Source organism: Streptomyces sp. SudanB5_2050, from assembly GCF_964272335.1.
In the GTDB taxonomy this organism is placed as follows: domain Bacteria; phylum Actinomycetota; class Actinomycetes; order Streptomycetales; family Streptomycetaceae; genus Streptomyces; species Streptomyces rochei.
Map to the genome: position 1 here is coordinate 5,829,572 of NZ_OZ186760.1, position 24,974 is coordinate 5,854,545.

Below are 24,974 nucleotides of genomic sequence, written 5' to 3' on the forward strand. Positions count from 1 at the left end.
ACCGCGCGAGAAAATCTCGCATTCCCGCTCCGGCGCCGGTGTTTCTCCCGGCCCCTCACCCGCCTTACAGCCGACTTATGGCCGAAAAGGGCAGGATGGAGGCAACACACCCCACCAGCCCCCTGCCCTCGTGCGCGCCCACAGCGCTACGCGGGTGGACACAGGAAGGACAGCGACGTGCGCGTACTCGTCGTCGAGGACGAGCAGCTGCTCGCCGATGCGGTGGCCACCGGACTGCGCCGGGAGGCCATGGCCGTCGACGTCGTGTACGACGGTGCGGCCGCCCTGGAGCGCATCGGCGTCAACGACTACGACGTGGTCGTCCTCGACCGCGACCTCCCGCTCGTGCACGGCGACGACGTGTGCCGCAAGATCGTCGAGCTGGGCATGCCCACCCGCGTGCTGATGCTCACGGCCTCCGGCGACGTCAGCGACCGGGTCGAGGGCCTGGAGATCGGCGCCGACGACTACCTGCCCAAGCCCTTCGCGTTCAGCGAGCTGATCGCCCGCGTGCGCGCCCTGGGCCGGCGCACCAGCGTGCCGCTGCCGCCCGTCCTGGAGCGTGCCGGGATCAAGCTCGATCCCAACCGCCGCGAGGTGTTCCGGGACGGCAAGGAGGTGCAGCTCGCGCCGAAGGAGTTCGCGGTGCTGGAGGTGCTGATGCGCAGCGAGGGCGCCGTCGTCTCGGCCGAGCAGCTCCTGGAGAAGGCCTGGGACGAGAACACCGACCCGTTCACCAACGTCGTCCGCGTGACCGTCATGACCCTGCGCCGCAAGCTGGGCGAGCCGCCCGTCATCGTCACCGTGCCCGGCTCCGGCTACCGGATCTGATCGACCGTGGCCACGACACCCGCGCCCCCCGGGGTGCCCCCGAAGCCCACCTGGGACCCGCGCTCGGCCTCCCCGCTGCCGTGGCTGCGGCCGACCATCCGGATAAGGCTCACGCTGCTCTACGGCGGCATGTTCCTGATCGCCGGCATCCTGCTGCTGTCGATCATCTACCTGCTGGCCGCCCAGGCGGTGCGCACCGGCAACCAGCCGCTCTACAAGATCGTCGACTTCGAGGACCTCCAGGTCGCGAGCACCGACTGCCCCGGAGTCACCAACGGCAACCTGTCGCTGTCGCAGTTCAACGCCGCGATCAGCGACTGCATCGACCACCAGCGCCAGGTCGCCCTGGACCGGCTGCTGAGCCGGTCGCTGCTGGCCCTGCTGGGGCTCGCCGTGATCGCCTTCGCCTTCGGTTACGCGATGGCCGGACGCGTCCTGTCGCCGCTGGGCCGGATCACCCGTACCGCCCGCGCGGTCGCGGGCTCCGACCTCTCCCGCCGGATCGAGCTGGACGGCCCGGACGACGAGCTGAAGGAGCTGGCGGACACCTTCGACGACATGCTGGAGCGGCTGCAGCGGGCCTTCACCGCCCAGCAGCGCTTCGTCGGCAACGCCTCCCACGAACTGCGCACCCCCTTGGCGATCAACCGGACCCTGCTGGAAGTCCACCTGTCCGATCCCCACGCCCCCGTGGAGCTGCAGCAGCTAGGCAAGACGCTGCTGGCCACCAACGAGCGCAGCGAGCAACTGGTCGAGGGCCTGCTGCTGCTCGCCCGCAGCGACAACCAGATCGTCGAGCGCAAGCCGGTGGACCTCGCCGAGGTGGCCGGCCAGGCCATCGACCAGGTGCACGCCGAGGCGGACACCAAGGGCGTGGCGATCCGCGGCACCCGGGAGCCCGCGGTGGTCCAGGGCAACGGCGTCCTGCTGGAGCGGATCGCCCTCAACCTCGTCCAGAACGCCGTGCGCTACAACGTGGCGGAGCAGGGCTGGGTGGAGGTCACCACCTCGGTGGAGAACGGCCAGGCGGTCCTGGTGGTCACCAACACCGGCCCCGTGGTGCCGGCGTACGAGATCGACAACCTCTTCGAGCCGTTCCGCCGGCTGCGCACCGAGCGCACCGGCAGCGACAAGGGGGTCGGCCTCGGCCTGTCCATCGCCCGGTCGGTGGCCAGGGCCCACGGTGGTCACATCTACGCGCAGCCGCGCGAGGGCGGAGGGCTCGTGATGCGAGTCACCCTGCCCGTCTGAGATCATGACCCCGACATCTCACCGATACCCGAGGATGTTCGCTTTGAGCGGAATTTCCAGGCCGAGGGCCCGGGAGTTGCCTGTGTGATCGATCACAGCGCGGACTTTCCCGCCCTCTACTCTCCGTGATCATGCACCCTGTCGGAAGGCCGGGAAAGTCCTGGTTTTCAGGGCCTCTGATCACGGGAAGTACACGGTGGGGCGCCTTTGAAGTGCGACATTCGGACCGTGTACGGTCCCCATCGCCATCCAAGCCGATCACTCATGAGGAGTCCGGTTGGGTGTCGATTGAGTAACAGACCTTGATGTGAGGCAAAATCTCCGCCTCAGGTCGGGCACAAGTCCGGCCTCTCACGCGTTACGTGCGCTGGAGACACCGCAGACACCCAGAGGGGGAGAGCGACCATGGCAACCGATTACGACACTCCACGCAAGACCGACGACGACGTCGACTCGGACAGCCTCGAAGAGCTGAAGGCCAGGCGGAACGACAAGTCCGCCTCGGCCGTCGACGTCGACGAGTTCGAGGCCGCAGAGGGCCTCGAACTCCCCGGCGCCGACCTCTCGAACGAGGAACTGGCCGTCCGAGTGCTGCCGAAGCAGCAGGACGAGTTCACCTGCATGAGCTGCTTCCTGGTGCACCACCGCAGCCAGCTGGCCCGGGAGAAGAACGGCCAGCCGATCTGCCGCGACTGCGACTGAGGCGGGGTCGGCCGTGACTGGCTCGACCCCTCCCTGGAAGCGCCGCTTCCACAGGCGGGAAGCGGACCAAGGACCGCTCGACGGTTCCTACAGCGCGCGTGACGACGAGCGGGGCCCGACCGACACGGGGACGGCTCCGCTCGAATCAGTGGCCGACCGGGACGGCCTCCCGGCGACCACGCAGACGCCGGCACCCGCTGCCCGGCGCAGGGCAGCGGCGTTCCGGCACAAGGCCGGACAGGGCGTTCGCAACGGCGGACAGCGCGCCAGGGCCGCCCTGGCGCATCTCGCCGACCGGATCATCGAACTGGCACCACGGGTGCCCGTACGGGACCTGGCGACCCTGCGCAGACAGTTCCCCGGCCTCGGCCCGGAGGAGCTGGCCGACCGGCTGGTCGCCGGCGCGGCCAAGGGCACGGCGACCGTCGGCGCGGGCATCGGCGCCGCGGCGATGATGCCCGTCCCGCCCGCGATGCCCACCGAACTGGCAGCCGAGGTCACCGGTGTGGCCGCGATCGAGCTGAAGCTGATCGCCGAACTGCACGAGGTGTACGGGCTGCGCCCGCCCGGCGGTCTCGGCCAGCGCAGCACCGCCTACCTGAACTCCTGGTCGGACGAGCGCGGCGTGGACGTCTCCAAGCCGTCGACCCTCGGCTCGGCGATGAACAGCCACATGAAGCGCCAGCTGCGCCAGCAGATCATGAAGCGGATGGTGCGCAACCTGCCCAACCTCATGCCGTTCATGGTCGGTGCGGCGGTGGGCGCGGTCATGAACCGCCGCGACACCAGGAAGCTCGCCGACCGGATCCGGGCGGACCTGCGCAAGAGACAGGTGCCCTGGAGCGCCCTCGACGACCTGCCGGCCCTGGAGGGGCCGCGGGACGCGCTGGACATGGGCGCCCTCACGAAGGAACTCGGGCCCGGGCGGCCCGGCCACCGCCCCGACCCGGGCGGCGAAGGCTCTCACTGACACCGGCCTCCGGCCCGCGCGGCGTCGCGCGGGCACCGTCGTCACCGCGGCGGCGTCACGCCGCCGCCTTCGCCGCCTTCAGGGCCTCGACCAGCCGCTCCGGCTCGCGGGTCGACAGGTACAGGTACGGAGTCGGGTCCTGCGGGTCCGTGACCAGGACGCGCACGGCCCTCGGGATGTAGGCCCGCAGCAGCAGGAAGGCGCGGGTGTCCGCCTTGTGGGTCCGCCAGGCGCGGGCCTCCTCCGGGTCGAGGATCTCCGCCTCGCCCAGGGCGGACAGCGGCACCCTCGCCTCGCCCGCGATCAGCGAGTCCCCCACCACGCGGATGCGGACCGCGCCGTACGAACTGGCCGCCACCGCCGCCACCGCCGTACCGCCGGCGAGGCCGCCCAGCATCGGCAGCGTGCCGAAGGGCAGCAGGATCAGGGCGAAGGAGAGCCCCACCAGGAAGGACCCCACCCACCAGGAGCGGGGCGCGGTGAGGCGTTCTTCGTACGAGGCGGTCGAGAGCTGCATGCACCAAGCTTGGCACGGTATCGGCGATCGGCCGACGCGCGGGTAAGGTCTGCGCCTGTGAGTGGTACTTCCGCAGGTCTTGAGCCCCCCGCCGACGCCGTGAAGCCCGTCCGGCACCCCGAAGCGCCCGCCCCCGGCGAGCTGCTCGGCGCCCACTACGGACAGTGCTTCGGCTGCGGGGGCGAGCAGCCCCACGGACTGCACCTCGAGGCGCGGGCCGGCGAAGGCGTGTCGATCACCGCCGAGTTCACCGTCCAGGCCGCCCACCAGGGCGCCCCCGGCCTCGCCCACGGAGGTGTGCTGGCGACCGCGCTGGACGAGACCCTCGGCTCGCTCAACTGGCTGCTGCGCACGATCGCGGTGACCGGACGGCTGGAGACCGACTTCCGGCGGCCGGTGCCGGTCGGCACCACGCTGTATCTGGAGGCCGAGGTCACCGCGGTGGCCGGCCGGAAGATCTACTCCACCGCCACCGGCCGGATCGGCGGCCCGGACGGGCCCGTGGCCGTGCGCGCCGACGCCCTCTTCATCGAGGTCAAGGTCGATCACTTCGTGAGCCACGGCCGCGAGGAGGAGATCCGCGCCGCCATGGACGACCCCGACCAGGTCCGCCGCGCCCGCGCCTTCGAGGTGAACCCGTGAGCACCGCAGGCCCCGCGCACCCCGGGCCCCGCCCGGACCTCGACGTCCTGATCCGCCGCGTCGACCCCGACGTACCGCTTCCGGAGTACGCGCGGCCCGGTGACGCGGGGGCGGATCTGCGCACCACCGTCGACTGCGCACTCGCGCCCGGTGAACGCGCCGTACTGCCCACGGGCGTGTCTGTGGCGCTCCCGGAGGGGTACGCGGCCTTCGTGCACCCACGATCCGGGCTCGCGGCCCGCTGCGGTGTCGCCCTCGTGAATGCCCCGGGGACGATTGATGCCGGGTACCGTGGGGAGATCAAGGTGATCGTGGTGAATCTCGATCCGCGCGAGAGCGTGCGGTTCGAGCGCTTCGACCGGATTGCCCAACTGGTCGTCCAGCAGGTCGAGAGGGTCCGCTTCCGTGAGGTCGCGGAGCTTCCCGACTCGGCGCGGGCCGAGGGGGGCTTCGGATCCACCGGCGGCCACGCCGGGACGGACCGTGCAAGCGGCACAAGCGGTCAGGCCGCCGAGGGCGGCCCGACGGGTGGGAATCGATACGCTTCGGTCGTATCCGACCGGGAAGGACAGTGACGTGTTCGGACGTCGCAAGAAGAGGGATGCCGCCGAGGGCGCGGCCGGCGAGGCCGAGCAGGTCGTCGACAGCGTCGACACCGAGGCGGACGGAGAGCGCGAGCGCGTGCGGCTCGAGCCCGAACCGCGGCCCGACGGGCCCTGGGACAGTTCCGAGGTCCGCGACCCCGCCGAGGGCCGGGTGGACCTGGGCGGTCTGTTCGTACCCGGAGTGGAGGGCATGGAGCTGCGGGTGGAGGTCGCGGGTGACGCGATCGTCGCCGCGACCGTCGTGCTCCGCGACAGCGCCATCCAGCTGCAGGCCTTCGCCGCGCCCAAGCGCGAGGGCATCTGGGGCGAGGTCCGCGAGGAGATCGGCTCCGGCATCACCCAGCAGGGTGGCATCATCGACGAGGTCGAGGGCCCGCTGGGCTGGGAGCTGCGGGCACAGGTGCCGGTGCAGCTGCCGGACGGCACCGGCGGTTACCAGGTCGTGCGGTTCGTCGGCGTGGACGGTCCCCGCTGGTTCCTGCGCGGAGTGATCTCCGGCCAGGGCGCGGTGCAGCCGCAGGCCGCCGGGCTGCTGGAGCAGATCTTCCGGGACACGGTCGTGGTCCGCGGCGAGGGCCCGATGGCCCCGCGCGACCCGATCGTCCTCAAGCTCCCCAACGACGCGCAGATGGTCCCCGAGGGCGTCCAGCAGGAGGAGGGCTCCCGCTTCTCCGGCGGCATGGGCCAGCTCCAGCGCGGCCCGGAGATCACCGAGGTCCGGTAGCCGGGTCACCGGTACGCAAGGGCCGCTCCCGCACGGGACGCGGCCCTTCGTCGTGCCGGGGCACGCCCGCCCCGCGGCGGTCCCCGCGGACGGGGGGGCGCCCGACCGTTGAACCTCCCGGCGCCCCCTGGCGATACTGGCGCCCGGTTCCGGCGGGGGAGGGCACATGGGCCAGGTGGTCACCGAGACGATGGTGCGCGTCCAGGAGGTGCGGAAGTCGTACGGCCGCGGCGCCGCCGCCGTGCACGCCCTGCGCGGCGTCTCCTTCGAAGTGCCGCGCGGTGAGCTGGTCGCCCTCAAGGGGCGGTCGGGCTCCGGGAAGACCACGCTGCTCAACATCGTCGGCGGGCTCGACGCGGCCTGGACCGGACGGGTCGAGGTCGACGGCCGCGACCTCGCGGCACTCGACGAGGACGGGCTGCTCGCCCTGCGCCGCGACCGCGTCGGCTTCGTCTTCCAGTCCTTCGGGCTCATCCCGATCCTCACGGCCGCCGAGAACGTCGGCGTTCCGCTGCGGCTGCGCCGGACCCCGCCGCGCCGGCGGGAGGAACGCGTCGGCCTGCTCCTGTCCCTCGTCGGTCTGGCCGACCACGCCGCCCAGCGGCCCGGCGAGCTGTCCGGCGGGCAGCAGCAGCGGGTCGCCATCGCGCGGGCCCTCGCCAACGAACCGGCGCTGCTGATCGCCGACGAGCCCACCGGCCAACTGGACGCGGAGACCGGGCACGCCGTGATGGAGCTGCTGAGGGCCGTCGTACGCAGCGAACGGGTGACCGCCCTGGTCGCCACCCACGACGCCGCCCTGCTGGACCTCGCCGACCGCGTGCTGGAACTGCGGGACGGGACGATCGTCGAGCAGTGACGCCGGAGGCGCCGGGGCGGCACCGGGCGGCTCGCGGTCCCGCCGGACACCTGCGTCAGGGTTCCGTCAAAGACGACGGCCCTTCCGTACCCTGCCCCCTTTTGTCGGGATTGCTGGCCGTAAGGTCGACGCTGCGCACTCGGCGCTGACCGGAAGACAATGAGGCCATGGGACGCGGCAAGCTTCGGATCTACCTCGGCGCGGCGCCGGGTGTCGGCAAGACCTACGCCATGCTGTCCGAGGCCCACCGCCGCAGCGAGCGCGGCACCGACTGCGTCGTCGCCTTCGTCGAGCACCACGGCCGGTCCCGCACCGAGACGCTGCTGCACGGCCTGGAACAGGTGCCGCGCCGCGAGCTGGAGCACCGCGGCGCCGTCTTCACCGAGCTGGACCTGGACGCCGTGCTCGCCCGCGCGCCCCGGGTGGCCCTGGTGGACGAACTGGCGCACACCAACGTCCCGGGCTCGCGCAACGCCAAGCGCTGGCAGGACGTCGAGGAGCTGCTGGCCGCCGGGATCGACGTGATCTCCACCGTCAACATCCAGCACCTGGAGTCCCTCGGCGACGTCGTCGAGTCGATCACGGGCGTACGGCAGCAGGAGACCGTGCCGGACGAGGTGGTGCGCCGCGCGGACCAGATAGAGCTGGTCGACATGTCGCCGCAGGCGCTGCGCCGGCGCATGGCCCACGGCAACATCTACCAGCCGGACAAGGTCGACGCGGCCCTGTCCAACTACTTCCGGCCCGGCAACCTCACCGCCCTGCGCGAGCTGGCCCTCCTGTGGGTGGCGGACCGGGTCGACGAGTACCTCCAGCAGTACCGCAGCGAACACCGCGTATCCAGGATCTGGGGCTCGCGCGAGCGCATCGTCGTCGGCCTGACCGGTGGCCCCGAGGGGCGCACTCTGATACGCCGGGCCGCGCGCCTCGCCGAGAAGGGCGCCGGCGGCGAGGTGCTGGCCGTCTACATAGCCCGCAGCGACGGGCTGACCTCCGCCTCCCCGAAGGAACTGGCGGTGCAGCGCACCCTGGTGGAGGATCTCGGCGGCACCTTCCACCACGTGCTCGGCGACGACATACCGGCCGCGCTGCTCGACTTCGCGCGCGGCAGCAACGCCACGCAGATCGTCCTCGGCTCCTCGCGCCGCAAGACCTGGCAGTACGTCTTCGGGCCCGGCGTCGGCGCCACCGTGGCCCGCGAGTCCGGCCCCGACCTGGACGTCCACATCGTCACGCACGAGGAGGTCGCCAAGGGCCGCGGGCTGCCCGTGGCCACCGGCGCGCGGCTCGGCCGTTCCCGGATCGCCTGGGGCTGGCTCACCGGTCTCGGCGGCCCGGTGGTCCTCACCCTGCTGCTGAACACGGTCCACCTGGGCCTCGCCAACGACGTCCTGTTCTATCTGGCGCTGACCGTGGCCGCCGCGCTGCTCGGCGGCCTCTACCCGGCGCTCGCCTCGGCCGCGGTCGGTTCGCTCCTGCTGAACTGGTTCTTCACGCCCCCGGTCAACCGGATCACCATCGCCGACCCCCGGAACATCTTGGCGCTCGCCATATTCGTGGGCGTCGCGCTCTCCGTGGCCTCCGTCGTCGACGTCGCCGCCCGCCGCACCCACCAGGCCGCCCGGCTGCGCGCCGAGTCGGAGATCCTCTCCTTCCTCGCCGGTGACGTGCTGCGCGGCGAGACCAGCCTGGAGACCCTGCTGGAACGGGTCCGCGAGACCTTCGGCATGGAGTCGGCGGCGCTGCTGGAACGGGAGGGCGACGTGGCCCCCTGGACCTGCGCCGGACGCGCCGGGACCGGACCGCCGGTCGAGCGCCCGGAGGACGCGGACGTGGACATGCCGGTCGGCGACCACATGGCCCTCGCGCTGACCGGCCGGGTGCTGCCCGCCGAGGACCGACGGGTGCTGGCCGCCTTCGCCGCCCAGGCCGCCGTCGTCCTGGACCGGCGCCGCCTGCGCGAGGAGGCCGACCGGGCCAGGACGCTGGCCGAGGGCAACCGCATCCGCACCGCGCTGCTGGCCGCCGTGAGCCACGACCTGCGGACGCCGCTCGCCGGGATCAAGGCCGCGGTCACCAGCCTGCGCAGCGACGACGTGGCCTGGTCGGAGGAGGACCAGGCGGAGCTGCTGGAGGGCATCGAGGAGGGCGCCGACCGGCTCGACCACTTGGTGGGCAACCTGCTCGACATGTCCCGCCTGCAGACCGGCACGGTCACGCCGCTGATCCGCGAGATCGACGTCGACGAGGTGGTGCCGATGGCGCTCGGCGGAGTGCCCGAGGGCAGCGTCGAGCTGGACGTCCCCGAGACGCTGCCCATGGTCGCCGTCGACGCCGGGCTGCTGGAGCGGGCGATGGCCAACCTGATCGAGAACGCGGTCAAGTACAGCCCGGCCGGCCGGACCGTCCTGGTCGCCGCCAGCGCCCTCGCGGACCGCGTCGAGGTGCGGGTCGTCGACCGGGGGCCCGGAGTGCCGGACGACGCCAAGGAACGCATCTTCGAACCCTTCCAGCGCCACGGCGACGCCCCGCGCGGAGCGGGGGTGGGCCTCGGACTGGCCGTGGCCCGCGGCTTCGCCGAGGCGATGGCCGGCACCCTGAACGCCGAGGACACCCCCGGCGGCGGCCTCACCATGGTGCTCACTCTCCGCGCGGCCGGAACACCCTCCGGCGCTTCCCCCGTCACGACAGCAGAAAGGCAGGCCGCCCGATGACCCGGGTGCTCGTGATCGACGACGAACCCCAGATCGTGCGTGCGCTCGTGATCAACCTCAAGGCGCGCCACTACGAGGTCGACGCCGCCCACGACGGTGCCACCGCCCTCCAGCTCGCCGCCGCCCGCCACCCCGACGTGGTGGTGCTCGACCTGGGCCTGCCCGACATGGACGGCGTCGAGGTGATCCGGGGCCTGCGCGGCTGGACCCGGGTGCCGATCCTGGTGCTGTCCGCCCGGCACTCCTCCGACGAGAAGGTCGAGGCCCTCGACGCGGGCGCCGACGACTACGTCACCAAGCCCTTCGGCATGGACGAGCTGCTGGCCCGGCTGCGCGCCGCCGTCCGCCGGGCCGAGCCCGTGCCGGGCGGCGAGGACGACGTGATCGTGGACACCGCGGAGTTCACCGTCGACCTGGCCGCGAAGAAGGTGAACCGGGGCGGCAAGGACGTACGGCTGACGCCCACCGAGTGGCACCTGCTGGAGGTGCTGGTGCGCAACACCGGGCGCCTGGTCAGCCAGAAGCAGCTCCTCCAGGAGGTGTGGGGGCCGTCGTACGGGACGGAGACGAACTACCTGCGGGTCTACATGGCGCAGCTGCGCCGCAAGCTGGAGACGGACCCGGCGCATCCGCGCCACTTCATCACCGAGCCGGGCATGGGGTACCGCTTCGAGAAGTGAGCGGCGGGCGCCCGCGAAGTGAGCCTCGCGATACCGGCCCGAGAGGGGTGCATGGCTGTCGGCCCCTCCCGGTACGCTTCTGATATGAGTGCTGCTCCGCGTTCCGACAAGCCGGTGGGCCGGTTCCGGCGCATGTTCGACCGGCTCTCCTCGTCGCAGGAGGACCTGGAGTCCGAGGAACTGCGCGAGGACGCCGACACCGCCGGCTGCACCCGCATCGGGGACTGCCAGGACCGTCAGATCGTCTCGGTAACTGGTACCTTGCGCACGGTCACCCTGCGACCGCGCGCGGGCGTCCCGGCCCTTGAGGCCGAGCTGTTCGACGGCTCCGCCGCGCTGGACGTGGTGTGGCTGGGCAGACGCTCCATCGTGGGCATAGAGCCGGGGCGCAAGCTCATCGCATCGGGCCGGATCTCCATGAGCCGGGGCCGCCGGGTGCTCTTCAACCCGAAATACGAACTGAGACCCCTCGGACGGGAGTAGCCGGTGACGTCGCTCGACAAGCCGACGGAAGACACCCAGGACACGGAAGCCGACGACGCACGGGCGGTCACCGAGGCCGCGCTGTTCGAGGCGTTCGGCGGCGTGCGGGGCATGGTCGAGACGGTGCTGCCGGGCCTGCTCTTCGTCACCATCTTCACGCTCAACAACGACCTGCACATGTCGGCGATCGCGGCGCTGGCCGTGTCGCTGGTGCTGGTCGTGGTCCGGCTGGCGATGAAGGACACCGTCAAGCACGCGTTCAGCGGTGTCTTCGGCGTCGCCTTCGGCGTGGTCTTCGCGATGATGACCGACAACGCCAAGAACTTCTACCTGCCGGGCATGCTCTACACCCTGGGCCTGGCCCTGGCGTACATCGTCACCTCGCTGGCCGGCGTGCCCCTGATCGGTCTGATCCTCGGCCCGGTCTTCAAGGAGAACCTCTCCTGGCGCACCCGCAACCCGGGCCGCAAGAAGGCGTACACCAAGGCGAGCTACGCCTGGGGCTTCATCCTGCTCGCCAAGTCCGCGATCCTCTTCCCGCTGTACTGGTGGGCCGACACCGAGCAGCTCGGCTGGGTCCTGGTCACCCTGAAGATCCCGCCCTTCCTGCTCGCCGTCTGGCTCACCTGGGTCTTCCTGGCCAAGGCTCCGGCCCCCATCGACGTCTTCGCGGAGATGGAGGCGGCGGAGCAGGCCGAGAAGGAGCGCGAGGAGCGAGCGAAGGCCGAGCGCGAGGCCCGGGGCGAAGACGCCCTCGATCCCGCGCCCGGCGGCAGGCACCGCAAGGGCTGACGCACCGGCGGGACGACGCGTACGGCGTCGGCCCCGGACACGGTGTCGGTCCCGCGTACGGCGTCGGGCCCCGGACAGGGTGTCGGTCCCGCGTACGACGGTGGGGTGCCCGGAGATCTCCGGGCACCCCACCGTCGTACGCGGGCCGTGGACAGGTCAGCGCGCCGTGCTGCCCTTACGCGCCGACAGCAGGTCCTCCAGCTGCTCCTCGCGGGCCTGAGCCGCCACGAACAGCAGCTCGTCGCCGGCCTCCAGGGAGTCCTCCCCGGACGGCGTCAGCACCCGGGTGCCGCGGATGATCGTGACCAGCGAGGTGTCCTCGGGCCACTCCACGTCGCCGACCTGCGTGCCGGCCAGCGCCGACTCCTCCGGCAGGGTCAGCTCCACCAGGTTGGCGTCGCCGTGGCTGAAGCGCAGCAGCCGGACGAGATCGCCGACGCTCACCGCCTCCTCGACCAGGGCCGACATCAGCCGCGGCGTGGAGACGGCGACGTCCACGCCCCAGGACTCGTTGAACAGCCACTCGTTCTTCGGGTTGTTCACCCGGGCGACGACGCGCGGAACGCCGTACTCCGTCTTGGCCAGCAGGGAGACGACCAGGTTGACCTTGTCGTCGCCCGTCGCGGCGATGACGACGTTGCAGCGCTGGAGCGCCGCCTCGTCCAGGGACGTGATCTCGCACGCGTCCGCGAGCAGCCACTCCGCCATCGGCACCCGCTCGACCGAGATCGCGGTCGGCGCCTTGTCGATGAGCAGGACCTCGTGCCCGTTCTCCAGCAGCTCACCCGCGATCGAACGGCCGACCGCACCGGCTCCGGCAATGGCGACCCTCATCAGTGACCGCCCTCCTCTTCGGGACCCTGGGCGAACGCCGCCTCGACCTTGTCGACCTCGTCGGTGCGCATCATCACGTGCACCAGGTCACCCTCCTGCAACACGGTCTGCGAGGTCGGCAGGATCGCCTCCCCGAGCCGGGTGACGAACGCCACGCGCACCCCGGTCTCCTCCTGGAGCCGGCTGATCTTGTGGCCGACCCAGGACGCCGAGGTATGTACCTCGGCGAGCTGGACCCCGCCGGTGGGGTCGCGCCACAGCGGTTCGGCGCCCGAGGGGAGCAGCCGGCGCAGCATCTGGTCGGCCGTCCAGCGGACGGTGGCGACCGTGGGGATGCCCAGACGCTGGTAGACCTCGGCGCGGCGCGGGTCGTAGATACGGGCGGCGACGTTCTCCACGGCGAACATCTCGCGGGCCACCCGGGCGGCGATGATGTTGGAGTTGTCACCGCTGGAGACGGCGGCGAAGGCGCCCGCCTCCTCGATGCCCGCCTCGCGCAGGGTGTCCTGGTCGAAGCCGATGCCGGTCACCCGGCGGCCGCCGAACGTGGAACCGAGGCGGCGGAAGGCGGTGGGGTCCTGGTCGATCACGGCGACCGTGTGCCCCTGCTGCTCCAGGGTCTGCGCGAGGGCGGAGCCCACGCGACCGCAGCCCATGATCACGATGTGCATCGCCTCACACCCCGCTCTCTGCGGGCCCGCCGGCCTTAGTGGATGTCCTGCTCATGTCTCTCTTTCGGCTCGCCTGGCGACACGTCGCGGCCGGTGTGCGGGGCCGCAGGGGAACATCATGCCGGTGACCGCCGACCCCGACGCCGCTCGGGGCCCCGGGAAGACCTGATTCCGGGCGTGAGCCGGGTTCCCCGTCGTCCGCCCCCAACGTAGCGGCAAGCCTCCCGCGCTCGCAGGGGCCGTCTCAACCCCGGGGTCACCCGGGGCGCGACCGGGGCTCTCCCACCGGGTCGGCCACCGGTCACCCGCCGGGTCGGCCACCGGTCACCCGCCGGGTCAGCCGCCGGCCGAGGATCCGCGCCGGCCGATGCTGCGGATGCTCGCGAGAGTGAGGATTCCGAGGCCGACCAGGGTGACGGCGCCGCCGATCAGCTCTGCGCTCAGGTGCATGGGACCTCCAGGGGGCGGTGCAACGGCCGGGGAGCGGACGCCGATCGGGGACCGTTCGTCATATAGGCAGTCATTCAGGCACGCCGACCGCGCGCCCTACGGAATCCGCAGCCGTGCGGGCCCCGAGTTCACCCGTAGAGCAGACGGCGAGCCGATCGGGGGTGGCGGGTGGGCGCGCGCCCGTTCGAACGCTTACGATCCTCTGTTGTGTCCAAACTGACCGACGTGCCCAAGCGGATTCTCATCGGGCGCGCACTGCGCAGTGACCGGCTGGGCGAAACGCTCCTGCCGAAGCGCATCGCCCTCCCCGTCTTCGCCTCCGACCCGCTGTCCTCCGTGGCCTACGCGCCCGGCGAGGTCCTGCTGGTCCTGTCCATCGCGGGCGTGTCGGCGTACCACTTCAGCCCCTGGATCGCGGTCGCGGTCGTCGTGCTGATGTTCACCGTGGTCGCCTCCTACCGGCAGAACGTGCACGCCTACCCGAGCGGCGGCGGCGACTACGAGGTGGCGAACACCAACCTCGGCCCGAAGGCCGGGCTCACGGTCGCGAGCGCCCTGCTGGTCGACTACGTCCTGACCGTCGCCGTCTCCATCTCGTCCGGCATCGAGAACCTCGGCTCCGCGATCCCCTTCGTGGTCGAGCACAAGGTCCTCTGCGCCGTCGCCGTCATCCTGCTGCTGACCCTGATGAACCTGCGCGGCGTCAAGGAGTCGGGCACGCTCTTCGCCATCCCGACGTACGTCTTCGTCGCGGGCGTCTTCATCATGATCGCCTGGGGTGCCTTCCGCGGGCTGGTCCTGGACGACACCATGCGCGCCCCCACCGCCGACTACGAGATCAAGCCGGAACACGGCGGCCTGGCCGGTTTCGCCCTGGTCTTCCTGCTGCTGCGCGCCTTCTCCTCCGGCTGCGCCGCCCTCACCGGCGTCGAGGCGATCTCCAACGGCGTCCCGGCCTTCCGCAAGCCCAAGTCGAAGAACGCGGGCAACACCCTCGCGCTGATGGGCCTGCTCGCCGTCACCATGTTCTGCGGCATCATCGCGCTGGCCGCCGCGACCGACGTCCGCATGTCGGAGAACCCGGCCAAGGACCTCTTCCACGACGGCGTCCCGCTCGGCGCGGACTATGTGCAGCACCCGGTGATCTCGCAGGTCGCCGAGGCGGTCTTCGGCGAGGGCAGCTTCCTGTTCATCGTCCTGGCCGCCGCCACCGCGCTCGTCCTCTTCCTCGCCGCGAACACCGCGTACAACGGTTTCCCGCTGCTCGGCTCGATCCTCGCCCAGGACCGCTACCTGCCCCGCCAGCTCCACACCCGCGGCGACCGCCTGGCCTTCTCCAACGGCATCGTGCTCCTGGCCGGCGCCGCGATGCTCCTGGTCTTCATCTACGGAGCCGACTCGACGCGCCTCATCCAGCTCTACATCGTCGGTGTCTTCGTCTCCTTCACGCTCAGCCAGATCGGCATGGTCCGTCACTGGAACCGTCACCTGGCCACCGAGAAGGACCCGGCCGCCCGGCGCCGCATGATCCGCTCCCGCGCGATCAACGCCTTCGGCGCCTTCTTCACCGGCCTGGTCCTGGTGGTCGTCCTGGCGACCAAGTTCACCCACGGTGCCTGGGTCGCCCTGCTCGGCATGTGCATCTTCTTCGCGACGATGACGGCCATCCGCAAGCACTACGACCGCGTCGCCGAGGAGATCGCGGCCCCCGAGGACCCGGAAGAAGGGCAGACCGACGACATGGTCCGCCCCTCCCGCGTCCACTCGGTCGTCCTCATCTCCAAGATCCACCGCCCCACCCTCCGGGCTCTCGCCTACGCCAAGCTCATGCGCTCCGACACCCTGGAGGCGCTCAGCGTCAACGTCGACCCGGCCGAGACCAAAGCGCTGCGCGAGGAGTGGGAGCGGCGCGGCATCGCCGTACCGCTGAAGGTGCTGGACTCGCCCTACCGCGAGATCACGCGACCGGTCATCGAGTACGTCAAGAGCCTGCGCAAGGAATCCCCGCGCGACGCGGTCTCCGTGATCATCCCCGAGTACGTGGTCGGCCACTGGTACGAGCACCTGCTCCACAACCAGAGCGCCCTGCGCCTCAAGGGCCGCCTGCTCTTCACCCCGGGCGTCATGGTCACCTCCGTCCCGTACCAGCTCCAGTCCTCCGAGGCCGCCAAGCGGCGCGCCCGCAAGCGGCAGGACTGGAGCGCGCCGGGCGCGGTCCGGCGGGGGCCGGCGCAGTCCGACCGGGCCAAGGAGTCCTCGCCGTCGAAGTAGACTGGTCGGCTGTTGTCCTCCGGCGCCCGCCTTCCGGCGGCCGTGCCTTGTCGTCCCGTTCTCTGGAGTCACCCGCCATGCACGCAGAACCGATGAAATCGCAGGCGGAGTCCCGGGGGGTCTCGCTGGTGGGGGAGGAGTACGAGGTCGAGATCGGCCCCGTCGCCCACGGCGGCCACTGCATCGCCCGTACGTCCGAGGGACAGGTGCTGTTCGTACGGCACGCCCTGCCCGGCGAGCGGGTCGTGGCCCGCGTGACGGAGGGCGAGGAGGGCGCACGCTTCCTGCGCGCCGACGCGGTGGAGATCCTGGACGCCTCCAAGGACCGCATCGAGGCGCCCTGCCCCTTCGCCGGTCCCGGCCGCTGCGGCGGCTGCGACTGGCAGCACGCCAAGCCGGGCGCTCAGCGCCGCCTCAAGGGCGAGGTCGTCGCCGAGCAGCTGAAGCGCCTGGCGGGCCTCACCCCCGAGGAGGCCGGCTGGGACGGCACGGTGATGCCGGCCGAGGGCGACAAGGTGCCCGCCGGCCAGGTCCCGTCCTGGCGCACGCGCGTGCAGTACGCGGTCGACGCCGAGGGCCGGGCGGGCCTGCGCAAGCACCGCTCGCACGAGGTCCAGCCGATCGACCACTGCATGATCGCCGCGGAGGGTGTCAGCGAGCTGGGCATCGAGGCGCGGGACTGGACGGGCATGGAGTCCGTCGACGCGATCGCCGCGACCGGCTCCCAGGACCGCCAGGTCATCCTGACCCCGCGACCGGGCGCCCGCCTGCCCATCGTCGAACTGGACCGCCCGGTCTCCGTCATGCGGGTCGGCGAGAAGGACGGCGGCGTCCACCGCGTCCACGGCCGCCCCTTCGTCCGCGAACGCGCCGACGACCGCACCTACCGCGTCGGCAACGGCGGCTTCTGGCAGGTCCACCCCAAGGCCGCCGACACCCTCGTCAAGGCGGTCATGCAGGGCCTCCTGCCGCGCAAGGGCGACATGGCCCTCGACCTCTACTGCGGCGTCGGCCTCTTCGCCGGCGCCCTCGCCGACCGGGTGGGCGACAAGGGCGCCGTCCTCGGCGTCGAGTCCGGCGAGCGCGCGGTCGAGGACGCCCGGCACAACCTCGCCGGCTTCGACCGGGTGCGGATCGAGCAGGGCAAGGTGGAGTCCGTCCTGCCGCGCACGGGCATCGACGAGGTCGACCTCATCGTCCTGGACCCGCCGCGCGCGGGCGCGGGACGCAAGACGGTGCAGCACCTGTCGTCGCTGGGGGCACGCCGGATCGCCTACGTGGCCTGCGACCCGGCAGCACTGGCCCGGGACCTGGGGTACTTCCGGGACGGGGGGTACCGGGTGCGGACGCTGCGGGTGTTCGACCTGTTCCCGATGACGCATCATGTGGAGTGTGTCGCGGTCCTTGAGCCTGCCGAAAAGGGCCGTTGACCTGCGGCTTTACTCGGTGTGCGAGATGGGCGTTACGGGCGACATCTTGACGCTCATTTGACGCTCGTTCTGATGGTGTGTCAGGTGATCTCGGGATGCTGTGGCCTGGGCTGCAACGTGGGCTGAGGAACGTGCGTGGGCGGCCACGGTCCTGCCCGAGGGGTAACGCGCGCGTCGGATCGCCGGGTGGGTGCGCTTGTCGGCGCGTACGGTACGTGCCACCTATGACCGTGCACCTGCGCCGTTCGAGAGGGTGGCGATGCCGCCGTGCCGAGCGATTCATCGTCGTCGTACAGCGAGCGTCCTGTCGCTCAGGCGCGGAGGGCGAAAGCGCAGGAGTTGGTCGAGCGGCTCTTGGCTGAAGGACGCGTTCGATTCACGGACCCGAGCGACGACGAGGTCGCGGAGTGGCGGCGCGTCGTCAAGCACGCGAAGCGGCACGGCATGGAGCCGGAAGGTCGCCGTATCGAGAAGGTTCCGTACGGTGGGCTCGGCCTGGAGTTCTTCCTTGCGGAGGGCCCGCATCCCAACGCGCAGTCAGCGGTCGGCGGCGAGCGGTCCGGTCCACGTGCCCGCGCGGCTGGTGCGCCCTCATCCGGCTGTGGCTGCGCTCAGGGACGATGACCAGCACCTGGTGATGCCGTCTGCGTTGCGCCGCAGGTCGCTCCTGCTGCTCCAAGGGTTGGTGGCTCGCGCGCGCTGCCCGCGGCGGCCATGAGGCCGGCGATCACAGCCACCGCCGGGTTGTTCCCGGCGGAGAGGGGCAGCAGGCCCACGCTCACACCGATGCTGACAGCCATGAAGAGGATCAGCGCGGTGCGCTGCGACAGGAACGGCGGTTTTCCTTCAGGCGTCGGCTCGGGCGCGCTGGAGCGATCGGGACGTGCGGATGCGGGGGGGCGGTGGTCCCGAGGCATCGGGAGCCTCCTAGAACGCGGAGGAGCAGGGACGGCGGACACCATCTGTGGTGCCGTCCGCGGGGTGTGCGCCGCGCGGACGGCGGTCCTGCTGCGGTTCTCTGCCAGAGAACGCCCTGTGGGATCTCACGCCAAGAGGGCACCAACAGGGTAGCGGAGATCGGAGTGGGCGCGTAGCTGCGCTCTCGTCGGAAGCCCTCGCTTCCACCCGGTCTTGAACACTGCGGTGCGAGGCATGACCGCATCAAGGCTGGAGCTGGGGACCCCGCAGTCCCCCCTCATCCTTGAGATGTCGGGAGGTGTGCCGCGGCACCGGTCAGCGTGCCACACGCAGAGGTGTCCTGCGGGGTTTCCGCGACAGCGGACGGGTTGTCAGTGGGCGGCTATACGCTCTGGGTTTACGCGCGACTCGTCCGAGTCGGGCTGCTTCGCCCTGCGTTGGCGGACGCGGCGGCCCTGAGCGTGTCGGTTCTCTCGGAGAGAGGCTTCAGCCCGAGTGAAGATCACCCCCTCCGCCCGTGTGCTCCGCATGCTGGGCGAGATCGAGTTCGACGAGTGGCAGTGCGTGGCCGAGCTTGTCGACAACTCCTTCGACGACTTCAGCGAGATCGACCGGTCCGGGGCCGAGTGGCCCGACGGCTACAGGGTCAGCGTCTCTCTGCCCTCCTCTTCCAGTGGGGAACTCGTCGTCACCGACACCGGTCGAGGCATGGACTATGAGCGACTCGAGCGGGCGGTACGGGCAGGCTGGTCCGGGAACGACATGCACGACAAGCTCGGCCTGTTCGGCATGGGCTTCAACGTGGCCACGGCTCGCCTGGGCAAGCGCACCCGCGTCCTGACGACGCGGCCCGGTGACACCGAGTGGATCGGTGTCGAGATCGACCTCGACCAGATCAAGGACGACTTCGAGGCCACGGACATCACCGAGCCGAAGAGTGACCCCGCCCAGCACGGGACGAGGATCATCATCGACCGGCTGCACGGGAAGCGCGTGGAATGGCTCCGCCGCAACGGATCGCTGCTCCGCAACGTGCTCGGCTCCGTCTACTCGTGGATCCTGGACGCGCGCGGCTTCGAGCTCTATGTGGGCGGCACCAAGGTCAAGCCGGTCCGGCACTGCCGCTGGGGAGACGACCGCTCCGTGCTGTACAACGGCAAGGAGCGGATCCCCGCCTACATCGAGATCGACGAGGAGCTGCAGGACGGCATCGCCTGCTCCGACTGCGGTCAGTGGCAGCTGACCCAGGGTGACGTCTGCTCCGACTGCGGGAGTGACAGGCTGTCGTGGCGGAAGCGCCGCATCTGGGGCTGGCTCGGCATCCAGCGCTACCTCCACAAGACCGACTACGGCATCGACTTCCTCCGCAACGGCCGGAAGATCCTGCGCTGGGACAAGCAGCTGTTCACCTGGAACAACCCCGACGGCGTGCCAGGCAACGAGGACCCCGAGTACCCCGTCGAACTCGCCCACCAGGGCGGCCGCGTCATCGGCGAGATTCACCTCGACCACGTCCCCGTCACCTACCAGAAGGACGCCTTCGAGTACGCGGACCGGAGCTGGCGCACCGCCGTGGAACTGCTGCGTGGCGTCGCCCCGCTCCAGCCCAAGCGAGCCGAGTCCCTCGGCTACCCCGAGAACACCAGCCCCCTGGCCCAGCTCTACAAGGGATACCGCCGAAACGACGCCGGTCTCCGCTGCCTGGTGCCCGGCGATGGCCGCAGGCCCATCCACGAGGAGACCCGCCGCTGGGGCCAGGAATTCCAGAGGGGCAACCCGGACTTCCAGACCGACGAGCGCTGGTGGCAGGCGGTCCTCGAGCACGAGGAGATCAAGAACAAGGGTAAGCAGGCCAAGACCGAGGCCAGTGTCCCCAGCCAGGCCGACGAGCAGGCCGTCCTGGACGCCCTCGGCGTGCCCGCCGACGCGCCCGCGTCCGGCACCACGCCCGTGGCCACCCCGGCTCCCGGCCCGGAGGCGGGTGGCGGCGCCCCCACCGTGGTGAAGCCCAAGACCGAGACCCGCAGCGAGCGCCTGGCCCGCTACGAGGCCACCTCGACGCGGCACTCCTACCTCAGTCGTCCGTTCGGTCACCCGGACCTCGGTTACCTGAACGTGGAGACCCGGCTGCTGAAGAACGGCGAGCGCCTTCATGACGACACGGGCGCGGCCGTCCCGGTCCTCCTTGACCAGCGCGCGGGCAACGAGCTCGTCGCCTTCCTCGACACCGAGCACGAGGTCTTCAAGAGGTTCGGCGCGGACTACGCGGACCTCCTCCTCGCGGAACTCGCCCCGCTGCTGAAGGTCCGCTCGCGTTCCCCGTGGGCCCCGTCCCAGCTCCTCGCCGGCATCCGCGCCGAGTCCCTGAAGGACAGCGCGCTGGACGGCACCACGGTCGGCGCCGAGGCACGCGACCTGCTCAACGAGATCCGCAGCCGCGCGATGGCGGAGCTCAACAGCACCGGGGCCTACCGGGAGGTGTTCGACCGCCTGACCGAGGAGGAGCAGCACGCCATCGAGTCGTCGATGATCGCGTCCGGGCGCGTCGGCGCGGTCGGATCCCTCGGTGAGGACGCCGGATTCATCACCTACCTCCCCCCGCTGGCCCTGGTCCGCCTCGTGGAGGCCATGCCCGAGGTGTTCCTCGACGGCCACGTCTTCCGGGGCCCGTACGCAACCGTGCAGTCGCCGGCCGCCCGCTCCCTGAGTCTGGCGCTGGTCACCGGTTACCTCGCCGACGTGGCCACGATCGGAACCTTCGCCGACGAGGCCACTGTCCTCCAGTTGCAGCGTGCCCGTCTCAGCGTCACCCTGCTCGCCGACGCGCTGGCCGGTGACGAGTGAGCGCGGTGTTCCTGTCCCCCGCCGAGCTTCGTGACGGAGGCCCGGCGGGGCTCACCAAGGCCCTCGAGAGGATGCTGTGGCACCTGGGGTTCCACGATGTCCGTGTCGTGGACGGTGCCAACGACCACGGCGCCGATCTCTTGGCCGTGCGGAACCGTGAGCAGTGGGTGTTCCAGAGCAAGTGGAAGGCGCATGGCACGGCGGACCACGTCGGCGTCGACGACCTCGAGCGGGCCCGCACCCACTACCGCGCGGACAAGGCCGTCCTGGCGACCAACACCAACATCACCGCCACGGCCGAGGCGCGTCGCCGGGACCTGGCCGGTATCGGCGTAGACATCGCGCTCTGGCACGGTGCCACGCTCCAGACCATCGGCGAGCGCATGCCGGAGCGGGTGCCTAGCCCGTACGAACTGAGGCCGTACCAGGCCGACGCGGTCCGGGCCATCGAGCGTGACCTGGCGGCCGAAGGCTCGGCCCTCCTCGTCCTGGCCACAGGTCTGGGCAAGACCGTCGTGGGCGGGGAAGTCATCGGGAACCTCCTCGCGTCGCGGCCCCAGGCGAAGGTCCTCGTCGTGGCGCACATGCGAGACCTGGTCGAACAGCTCGAGAAGGCGCTGTGGCGGCACATCCCGAAGACCGTCCCCACCCGCCTCCTCACAGGTGAGGATAAGCCCAGGAACCTGGAGGGAGTGGTCGTCGCGACCGTCGAGTCCGCGCTCGCCGCCGCCCGAAACGGGTACCGGCCCGACCTCATCATGATCGACGAGACCCACCACGTCGCGGAGACTGGCAGGTTTGCGGAACTTCTCGATCTGTGTTCCGCTGCGGCCCAATTCGGGGTGACCGCCACCCCGTGGAGAGGCGACAAGTTCGATATCACCGCGCGCTTCGGCTATCCCAGCTTCACCATGGGCATCGCCGAGGGCATGGCCAAGGGATTTCTGGCCGCTGTCGACTACCGTCTCTATGCCGACGGGGTCGACTGGGACACCGTCAGGGACATCAGTCGCCACGGATACTCGATCAAGGACCTGAACCGTCACCTCTTCCTCCCGCAGAGGGACGAGGAGATCGTGGAGCATCTGCGGGCCGCTTGGCGGGAGACCGTGGAGCCCCGCGCGATCGTCTTCTGCCAGACGATCGAACACGCCGAGCACATGGCGGAGTTCCTCTCGGTCTCCGACCCGCAGTGGGTCAACGCCTCCTACTTGCACAGCGGGTTGCCCAAGCGGCACCGCAACATCCTCCTCAACGAGTTCCGTCTCGGGCGCGTACCCGTCATCACATGCGTGGACGTGTTCAACGAAGGCGTCGACGTACCCGACGTGAACCTGATCGCCTTCTTGCGCGTCACCCACAGTCGAAGGATCTTCGTCCAGCAGCTCGGCCGCGGGCTGCGCCTGAGTCCCAACAAGAAGGCGCTCAAGGTCCTCGACTTCGTGACGGACATCCGCCGCGCCGCGGCGGCCCTCAACCTCCGCCGGACCCTGGAGGCCACGGAGGCCGAACACCTGGAACTCCCGCACGCCTCGCGGATCGAGTTCCAGGACGAGACCGTCGGCTCCCTCATGGACATGTGGATCCAGGACGCCGCGGACCTCGAGACCGCAGCGGACGAGGTCCGTCTTCAGTTCCCCATGCCGAAAGGAATCCAGTGAGCAAGTACAACATCCCGACCGAGGTCGAGGAAGCCGTCCTGCGGCTCGTCTACTCGCAGGCGGCGAAGGCCGACTGGTTCGCCCAGAGCGACGACGAGCACACGCTCCTCTACCAGAGATGGACCGACGACCCGAAGATCGGAGGCCGCCTGGTCGGACACCTGGGCAGCGCGGCGAACATCCGGCCGTGGCTCAAGGACATCGCGATGAAGGAGTACCCGCGGGCGCTTCGAGGCGACCACAGGTACTCGAAGTACGTCAGTCAGCCGGCCGCGACGCTTGAGGAGATCATCGAGAAGTCCCTGGGCGGTGAGTGGGAACTCGTTCCCGGCTCCAAGCGTCAGAAGCCCACGCGAGCGAAGGTCCGCAGGATGGGCGCGGAGGACGACGAACTCCACTTCGTCATCGGCCCCAACGGCAGCTTCAAGCACCTGGTGTGGCCCGCAGTCCTCGACCGGTCGAGCGGGGAGACCGCGCCCTGGACGATCTGCGTCGTCGAGCCCTTCTCCTCTCCCGTGAAACGTGAGGACAAGGCCCTGCATGACCGCGTGGCCAGGTTCCTGGGCGTGCGGGTCATCTACTTCCAGGAGATGTAAGGGGCGGTCATGGAGCTGCGGGAGTGGTTGACCAAGGCATGGGACACGGTGTTCGACGACAGGGCCCGAGGGGTCATCGAGGCCCGGGCGGCGGGGCACTCCCTGGAGGAGGCTGGCGCGAGGTTCGGGATGACTCGGGAGAGGGCCCGGCAGATCATCAGTGAAGGGCAGGGAAAGCTCGCGTTCATGGCCGACTCGGTGACGCCGACGTGGCGCGCCGTCGCCCAGCAGGTCGGCGCCGCTCCCGCCGTTCGCAGGGAGGATCTCGCGGCCGCCCTGCGCGCGGAGGATCACGTGATCTTGGAGGTGCTCCTGGCCGAGGCGGGTTTGCGGGCACCGCGGACGTGGGCGGGCCCGCTGCGAGGCTGGTGGACCACAGACCCCGACGAGCTCGACCGAAGGCTGTCGCGGTTGGTCGACAGGGCTCCCGTACGAGGGGACGGCCTGGACGAGGAGGCGCGCGTCGTCGGGGTACCCGAAGGGGTGGACGTCGCCGAGCTCCTCGGCGACCCTCGGTCACGAGTCGTCCGCGACGAGGCCGGCCACTGGGTCCGTCGCAAGCTGAGAAGACGTGACTCCGCCTACCTCCACCTCCTTGACGCCGGACGTCCCTGCCCGGCGGAGGAGCTGGTCGAACCCATGGGGGTGACGTCCGTCGCCGCGGCACGAGAAGGGCTGCGGCGTGACGACCGCTTCGTTCAGGCCCGGCCAGAGGGGACGTGGGCACTGGTCGAGTGGTCGCACCTGCGTGTCGCCCCGTACGGCAACGCCATCGAGGCGGTTGTGGCGGTGGTCACCGAGAAGGGGCCGATCACCCAAAGAGCCCTCTTCACGCAGGTCAGGCAGGTATACCCGGTGAGCGCGTCGAGGCTCCGGCAGTGTCTCCTCAGCGACCAGATCGGAAGGACGCCTGACGGTCTGATCGACCTCGTCGCACGCGGGGCCCAGCCGATCGAGGAACCCGAACCGCCCAGGCCGGACTCGATGGCCGTGCGGGGTGACGTCCTTGGTCTGCGGATCCCGGTCGACAGGGACGTCCTGCGGGGCAGCGGTGTCCGTGTGCACTCGTGGTTGACCTGGAGGCTGGGGCTGCGGCAGACCCCCATGCGCCGCACGTTCGCCACGGCCGGGGGGCACGCGCCGCTCACCGTCACCCGCGCGGCCAGCTTCGCGCAGGTCTCCACCCTCCGCCGTCACGCCATCGAGCTCGGCGTCGTGGAGGGCTGCGTCCTGGCGGTGATCCTCGACCTCGCGTCAGGTACCGCGCGAGTGCGTCACGGCTGCGCGGAGGGGGAGTGCCAGACCGCTCTGGTGGACTCCCCAAGTGGACTTGACGAAACGCCGTGCGCGCCTCACGCCCGGCTGATGACATGACAGCAGCGAAATCCGACGGTAAGGACAGAAGGACCATGCGCTACGACGAGGTTATCCCCGACGCGCACGTCACGTTGGCGAGCACTGGCGACCCGTGTGTCGTCCTGCACAAGCGGGCCGCCCCCGCCGACGTCTCCCCGACAGCGGTCTTCGTC

21 protein-coding genes are annotated in these 24,974 nt (G+C 70.7%); 18 read left to right on the forward strand and 3 right to left on the reverse strand.

Going from position 1 to position 24,974, the window contains the following annotated elements; all coding sequences use genetic code 11:
- The first annotated feature begins 177 nt into the window (after nt 1-177).
- The 4 genes from ACFZP7_RS26005 (at nt 178) to ACFZP7_RS26020 (ending at nt 3,754) form a co-directional block, all read left to right on the forward strand.
- Entirely contained in the window at nt 178-831 is a 654-nt protein-coding gene (locus ACFZP7_RS26005) for a response regulator transcription factor (protein WP_003993508.1), read from the forward strand.
- Between the two features lie 6 nt (nt 832-837).
- Nucleotides 838-2,082, forward strand: coding sequence for a HAMP domain-containing sensor histidine kinase (locus ACFZP7_RS26010; RefSeq protein WP_029393391.1), 1,245 nt, complete (start codon nt 838-840; stop codon nt 2,080-2,082).
- A gap of 405 nt (nt 2,083-2,487) precedes the next feature.
- Nucleotides 2,488-2,784, forward strand: a complete 297-nt coding sequence (locus ACFZP7_RS26015) for a DUF4193 domain-containing protein (protein WP_003993510.1) — start codon at nt 2,488-2,490, stop codon at nt 2,782-2,784.
- A 13-nt stretch (nt 2,785-2,797) separates the two neighbouring features.
- Nucleotides 2,798-3,754: a hypothetical protein gene (locus ACFZP7_RS26020; protein ID WP_385636020.1), complete on the forward strand. Its 957-nt coding sequence runs from the start codon at nt 2,798-2,800 to the stop codon at nt 3,752-3,754.
- Nucleotides 3,755-3,809: 55 nt separating this feature from the next.
- On the opposite strand, the gene ACFZP7_RS26025 is transcribed toward ACFZP7_RS26020, so the two are convergent.
- On the reverse strand, nt 3,810-4,271 hold the full coding sequence (locus tag ACFZP7_RS26025; RefSeq protein ID WP_385636021.1) for a DUF3093 domain-containing protein: 462 nt from the start codon (nt 4,269-4,271) through the stop codon (nt 3,810-3,812).
- A gap of 57 nt (nt 4,272-4,328) precedes the next feature.
- Here ACFZP7_RS26025 and ACFZP7_RS26030 point away from each other — a divergent pair, with 57 nt between their 5' ends.
- The 8 genes from ACFZP7_RS26030 to ACFZP7_RS26065 all read left to right on the forward strand — a co-directional run bounded on the left by ACFZP7_RS26030 (nt 4,329) and on the right by ACFZP7_RS26065 (nt 11,770).
- Nucleotides 4,329-4,913 (forward strand): PaaI family thioesterase, encoded by a 585-nt coding sequence (locus ACFZP7_RS26030; RefSeq protein ID WP_385636024.1) that lies wholly within the window; start codon nt 4,329-4,331, stop codon nt 4,911-4,913.
- On the forward strand, nt 4,910-5,488 hold the full coding sequence (dut, locus tag ACFZP7_RS26035; RefSeq protein ID WP_031015489.1) for a dUTP diphosphatase: 579 nt from the start codon (nt 4,910-4,912) through the stop codon (nt 5,486-5,488). The genes ACFZP7_RS26030 and dut overlap by 4 nt, the downstream gene beginning before the upstream one ends.
- 1 nt (nt 5,489) lies before the next feature.
- Complete coding sequence (locus ACFZP7_RS26040; RefSeq protein ID WP_125772127.1) at nt 5,490-6,242, forward strand: DUF3710 domain-containing protein; 753 nt, start codon at nt 5,490-5,492, stop codon at nt 6,240-6,242.
- A gap of 166 nt (nt 6,243-6,408) precedes the next feature.
- Complete coding sequence (locus ACFZP7_RS26045) at nt 6,409-7,101, forward strand: ABC transporter ATP-binding protein (RefSeq protein ID WP_019325858.1); 693 nt, start codon at nt 6,409-6,411, stop codon at nt 7,099-7,101.
- Between the two features lie 167 nt (nt 7,102-7,268).
- Nucleotides 7,269-9,815: an ATP-binding protein gene (locus ACFZP7_RS26050; protein WP_385636028.1), complete on the forward strand. Its 2,547-nt coding sequence runs from the start codon at nt 7,269-7,271 to the stop codon at nt 9,813-9,815.
- Nucleotides 9,812-10,495 carry a response regulator gene (locus ACFZP7_RS26055; protein WP_019325860.1) on the forward strand — a complete coding sequence of 228 codons (684 nt, stop codon included), beginning with the start codon at nt 9,812-9,814 and terminating at the stop codon, nt 10,493-10,495. Before ACFZP7_RS26050 ends, ACFZP7_RS26055 begins: the two co-directional genes overlap by 4 nt.
- Nucleotides 10,496-10,579: 84 nt before the next feature.
- Entirely contained in the window at nt 10,580-10,978 is a 399-nt protein-coding gene (locus ACFZP7_RS26060; RefSeq protein ID WP_071528847.1) for an OB-fold nucleic acid binding domain-containing protein, read from the forward strand.
- Between the two features lie 3 nt (nt 10,979-10,981).
- Nucleotides 10,982-11,770, forward strand: a complete 789-nt coding sequence (locus ACFZP7_RS26065) for a DUF3159 domain-containing protein (RefSeq protein ID WP_031015494.1) — start codon at nt 10,982-10,984, stop codon at nt 11,768-11,770.
- A 156-nt stretch (nt 11,771-11,926) separates the two neighbouring features.
- Here the strand turns inward: ACFZP7_RS26065 and ACFZP7_RS26070 are convergent, their stop codons facing one another.
- Together ACFZP7_RS26070 and ACFZP7_RS26075 are read right to left on the reverse strand one after the other, a co-directional pair.
- On the reverse strand, nt 11,927-12,604 hold the full coding sequence (locus ACFZP7_RS26070; RefSeq protein ID WP_019325863.1) for a TrkA family potassium uptake protein: 678 nt from the start codon (nt 12,602-12,604) through the stop codon (nt 11,927-11,929).
- A complete protein-coding gene (locus tag ACFZP7_RS26075) occupies nt 12,604-13,275 on the reverse strand; it encodes a TrkA family potassium uptake protein (RefSeq protein WP_030969163.1) in 672 nt (223 codons plus the stop codon). Before ACFZP7_RS26075 ends, ACFZP7_RS26070 begins: the two co-directional genes overlap by 1 nt.
- A gap of 657 nt (nt 13,276-13,932) precedes the next feature.
- On the opposite strand from ACFZP7_RS26075, the gene ACFZP7_RS26080 reads away from it, so the two are divergent.
- The 6 genes from ACFZP7_RS26080 to ACFZP7_RS26105 all read left to right on the forward strand — a co-directional run bounded on the left by ACFZP7_RS26080 (nt 13,933) and on the right by ACFZP7_RS26105 (nt 24,819).
- Nucleotides 13,933-15,996 (forward strand): APC family permease, encoded by a 2,064-nt coding sequence (locus ACFZP7_RS26080; protein WP_019325866.1) that lies wholly within the window; start codon nt 13,933-13,935, stop codon nt 15,994-15,996.
- Between the two features lie 77 nt (nt 15,997-16,073).
- Nucleotides 16,074-17,426: a class I SAM-dependent RNA methyltransferase gene (locus ACFZP7_RS26085; protein ID WP_385636031.1), complete on the forward strand. Its 1,353-nt coding sequence runs from the start codon at nt 16,074-16,076 to the stop codon at nt 17,424-17,426.
- A gap of 1,413 nt (nt 17,427-18,839) precedes the next feature.
- Nucleotides 18,840-21,188 carry an ATP-binding protein gene (locus ACFZP7_RS26090; RefSeq protein WP_385636033.1) on the forward strand — a complete coding sequence of 783 codons (2,349 nt, stop codon included), beginning with the start codon at nt 18,840-18,842 and terminating at the stop codon, nt 21,186-21,188.
- Nucleotides 21,189-21,193: 5 nt separating this feature from the next.
- Nucleotides 21,194-22,849 (forward strand): DEAD/DEAH box helicase family protein, encoded by a 1,656-nt coding sequence (locus ACFZP7_RS26095; RefSeq protein ID WP_385636036.1) that lies wholly within the window; start codon nt 21,194-21,196, stop codon nt 22,847-22,849.
- Nucleotides 22,846-23,445 carry a hypothetical protein gene (locus ACFZP7_RS26100; protein ID WP_030969159.1) on the forward strand — a complete coding sequence of 200 codons (600 nt, stop codon included), beginning with the start codon at nt 22,846-22,848 and terminating at the stop codon, nt 23,443-23,445. Before ACFZP7_RS26095 ends, ACFZP7_RS26100 begins: the two co-directional genes overlap by 4 nt.
- Nucleotides 23,446-23,454: 9 nt before the next feature.
- Complete coding sequence (locus ACFZP7_RS26105) at nt 23,455-24,819, forward strand: sigma factor-like helix-turn-helix DNA-binding protein (protein ID WP_385636039.1); 1,365 nt, start codon at nt 23,455-23,457, stop codon at nt 24,817-24,819.
- The last annotated feature ends 155 nt before the right edge of the window (nt 24,820-24,974 follow it).

What these genes read in the sequence shown, in the direction of transcription:
- ACFZP7_RS26105 (WP_385636039.1), top strand. Translation starts at nt 23,455, where the DNA reads ATGGAGCTGCGGGAGTGGTTGACCAAGGCATGGGACACGGTGTTCGAC.
- ACFZP7_RS26015 (WP_003993510.1), top strand. Translation starts at nt 2,488, where the DNA reads ATGGCAACCGATTACGACACTCCACGCAAGACCGACGACGACGTCGAC.
- ACFZP7_RS26025 (WP_385636021.1), bottom strand. Translation starts at nt 4,271, where the DNA reads ATGCAGCTCTCGACCGCCTCGTACGAAGAACGCCTCACCGCGCCCCGC.
- ACFZP7_RS26070 (WP_019325863.1), bottom strand. Translation starts at nt 12,604, where the DNA reads ATGAGGGTCGCCATTGCCGGAGCCGGTGCGGTCGGCCGTTCGATCGCG.
- ACFZP7_RS26075 (WP_030969163.1), bottom strand. Translation starts at nt 13,275, where the DNA reads ATGCACATCGTGATCATGGGCTGCGGTCGCGTGGGCTCCGCCCTCGCG.
- ACFZP7_RS26060 (WP_071528847.1), top strand. Translation starts at nt 10,580, where the DNA reads ATGAGTGCTGCTCCGCGTTCCGACAAGCCGGTGGGCCGGTTCCGGCGC.
- ACFZP7_RS26045 (WP_019325858.1), top strand. Translation starts at nt 6,409, where the DNA reads ATGGGCCAGGTGGTCACCGAGACGATGGTGCGCGTCCAGGAGGTGCGG.
- ACFZP7_RS26055 (WP_019325860.1), top strand. Translation starts at nt 9,812, where the DNA reads ATGACCCGGGTGCTCGTGATCGACGACGAACCCCAGATCGTGCGTGCG.
- ACFZP7_RS26050 (WP_385636028.1), top strand. Translation starts at nt 7,269, where the DNA reads ATGGGACGCGGCAAGCTTCGGATCTACCTCGGCGCGGCGCCGGGTGTC.
- ACFZP7_RS26085 (WP_385636031.1), top strand. Translation starts at nt 16,074, where the DNA reads ATGCACGCAGAACCGATGAAATCGCAGGCGGAGTCCCGGGGGGTCTCG.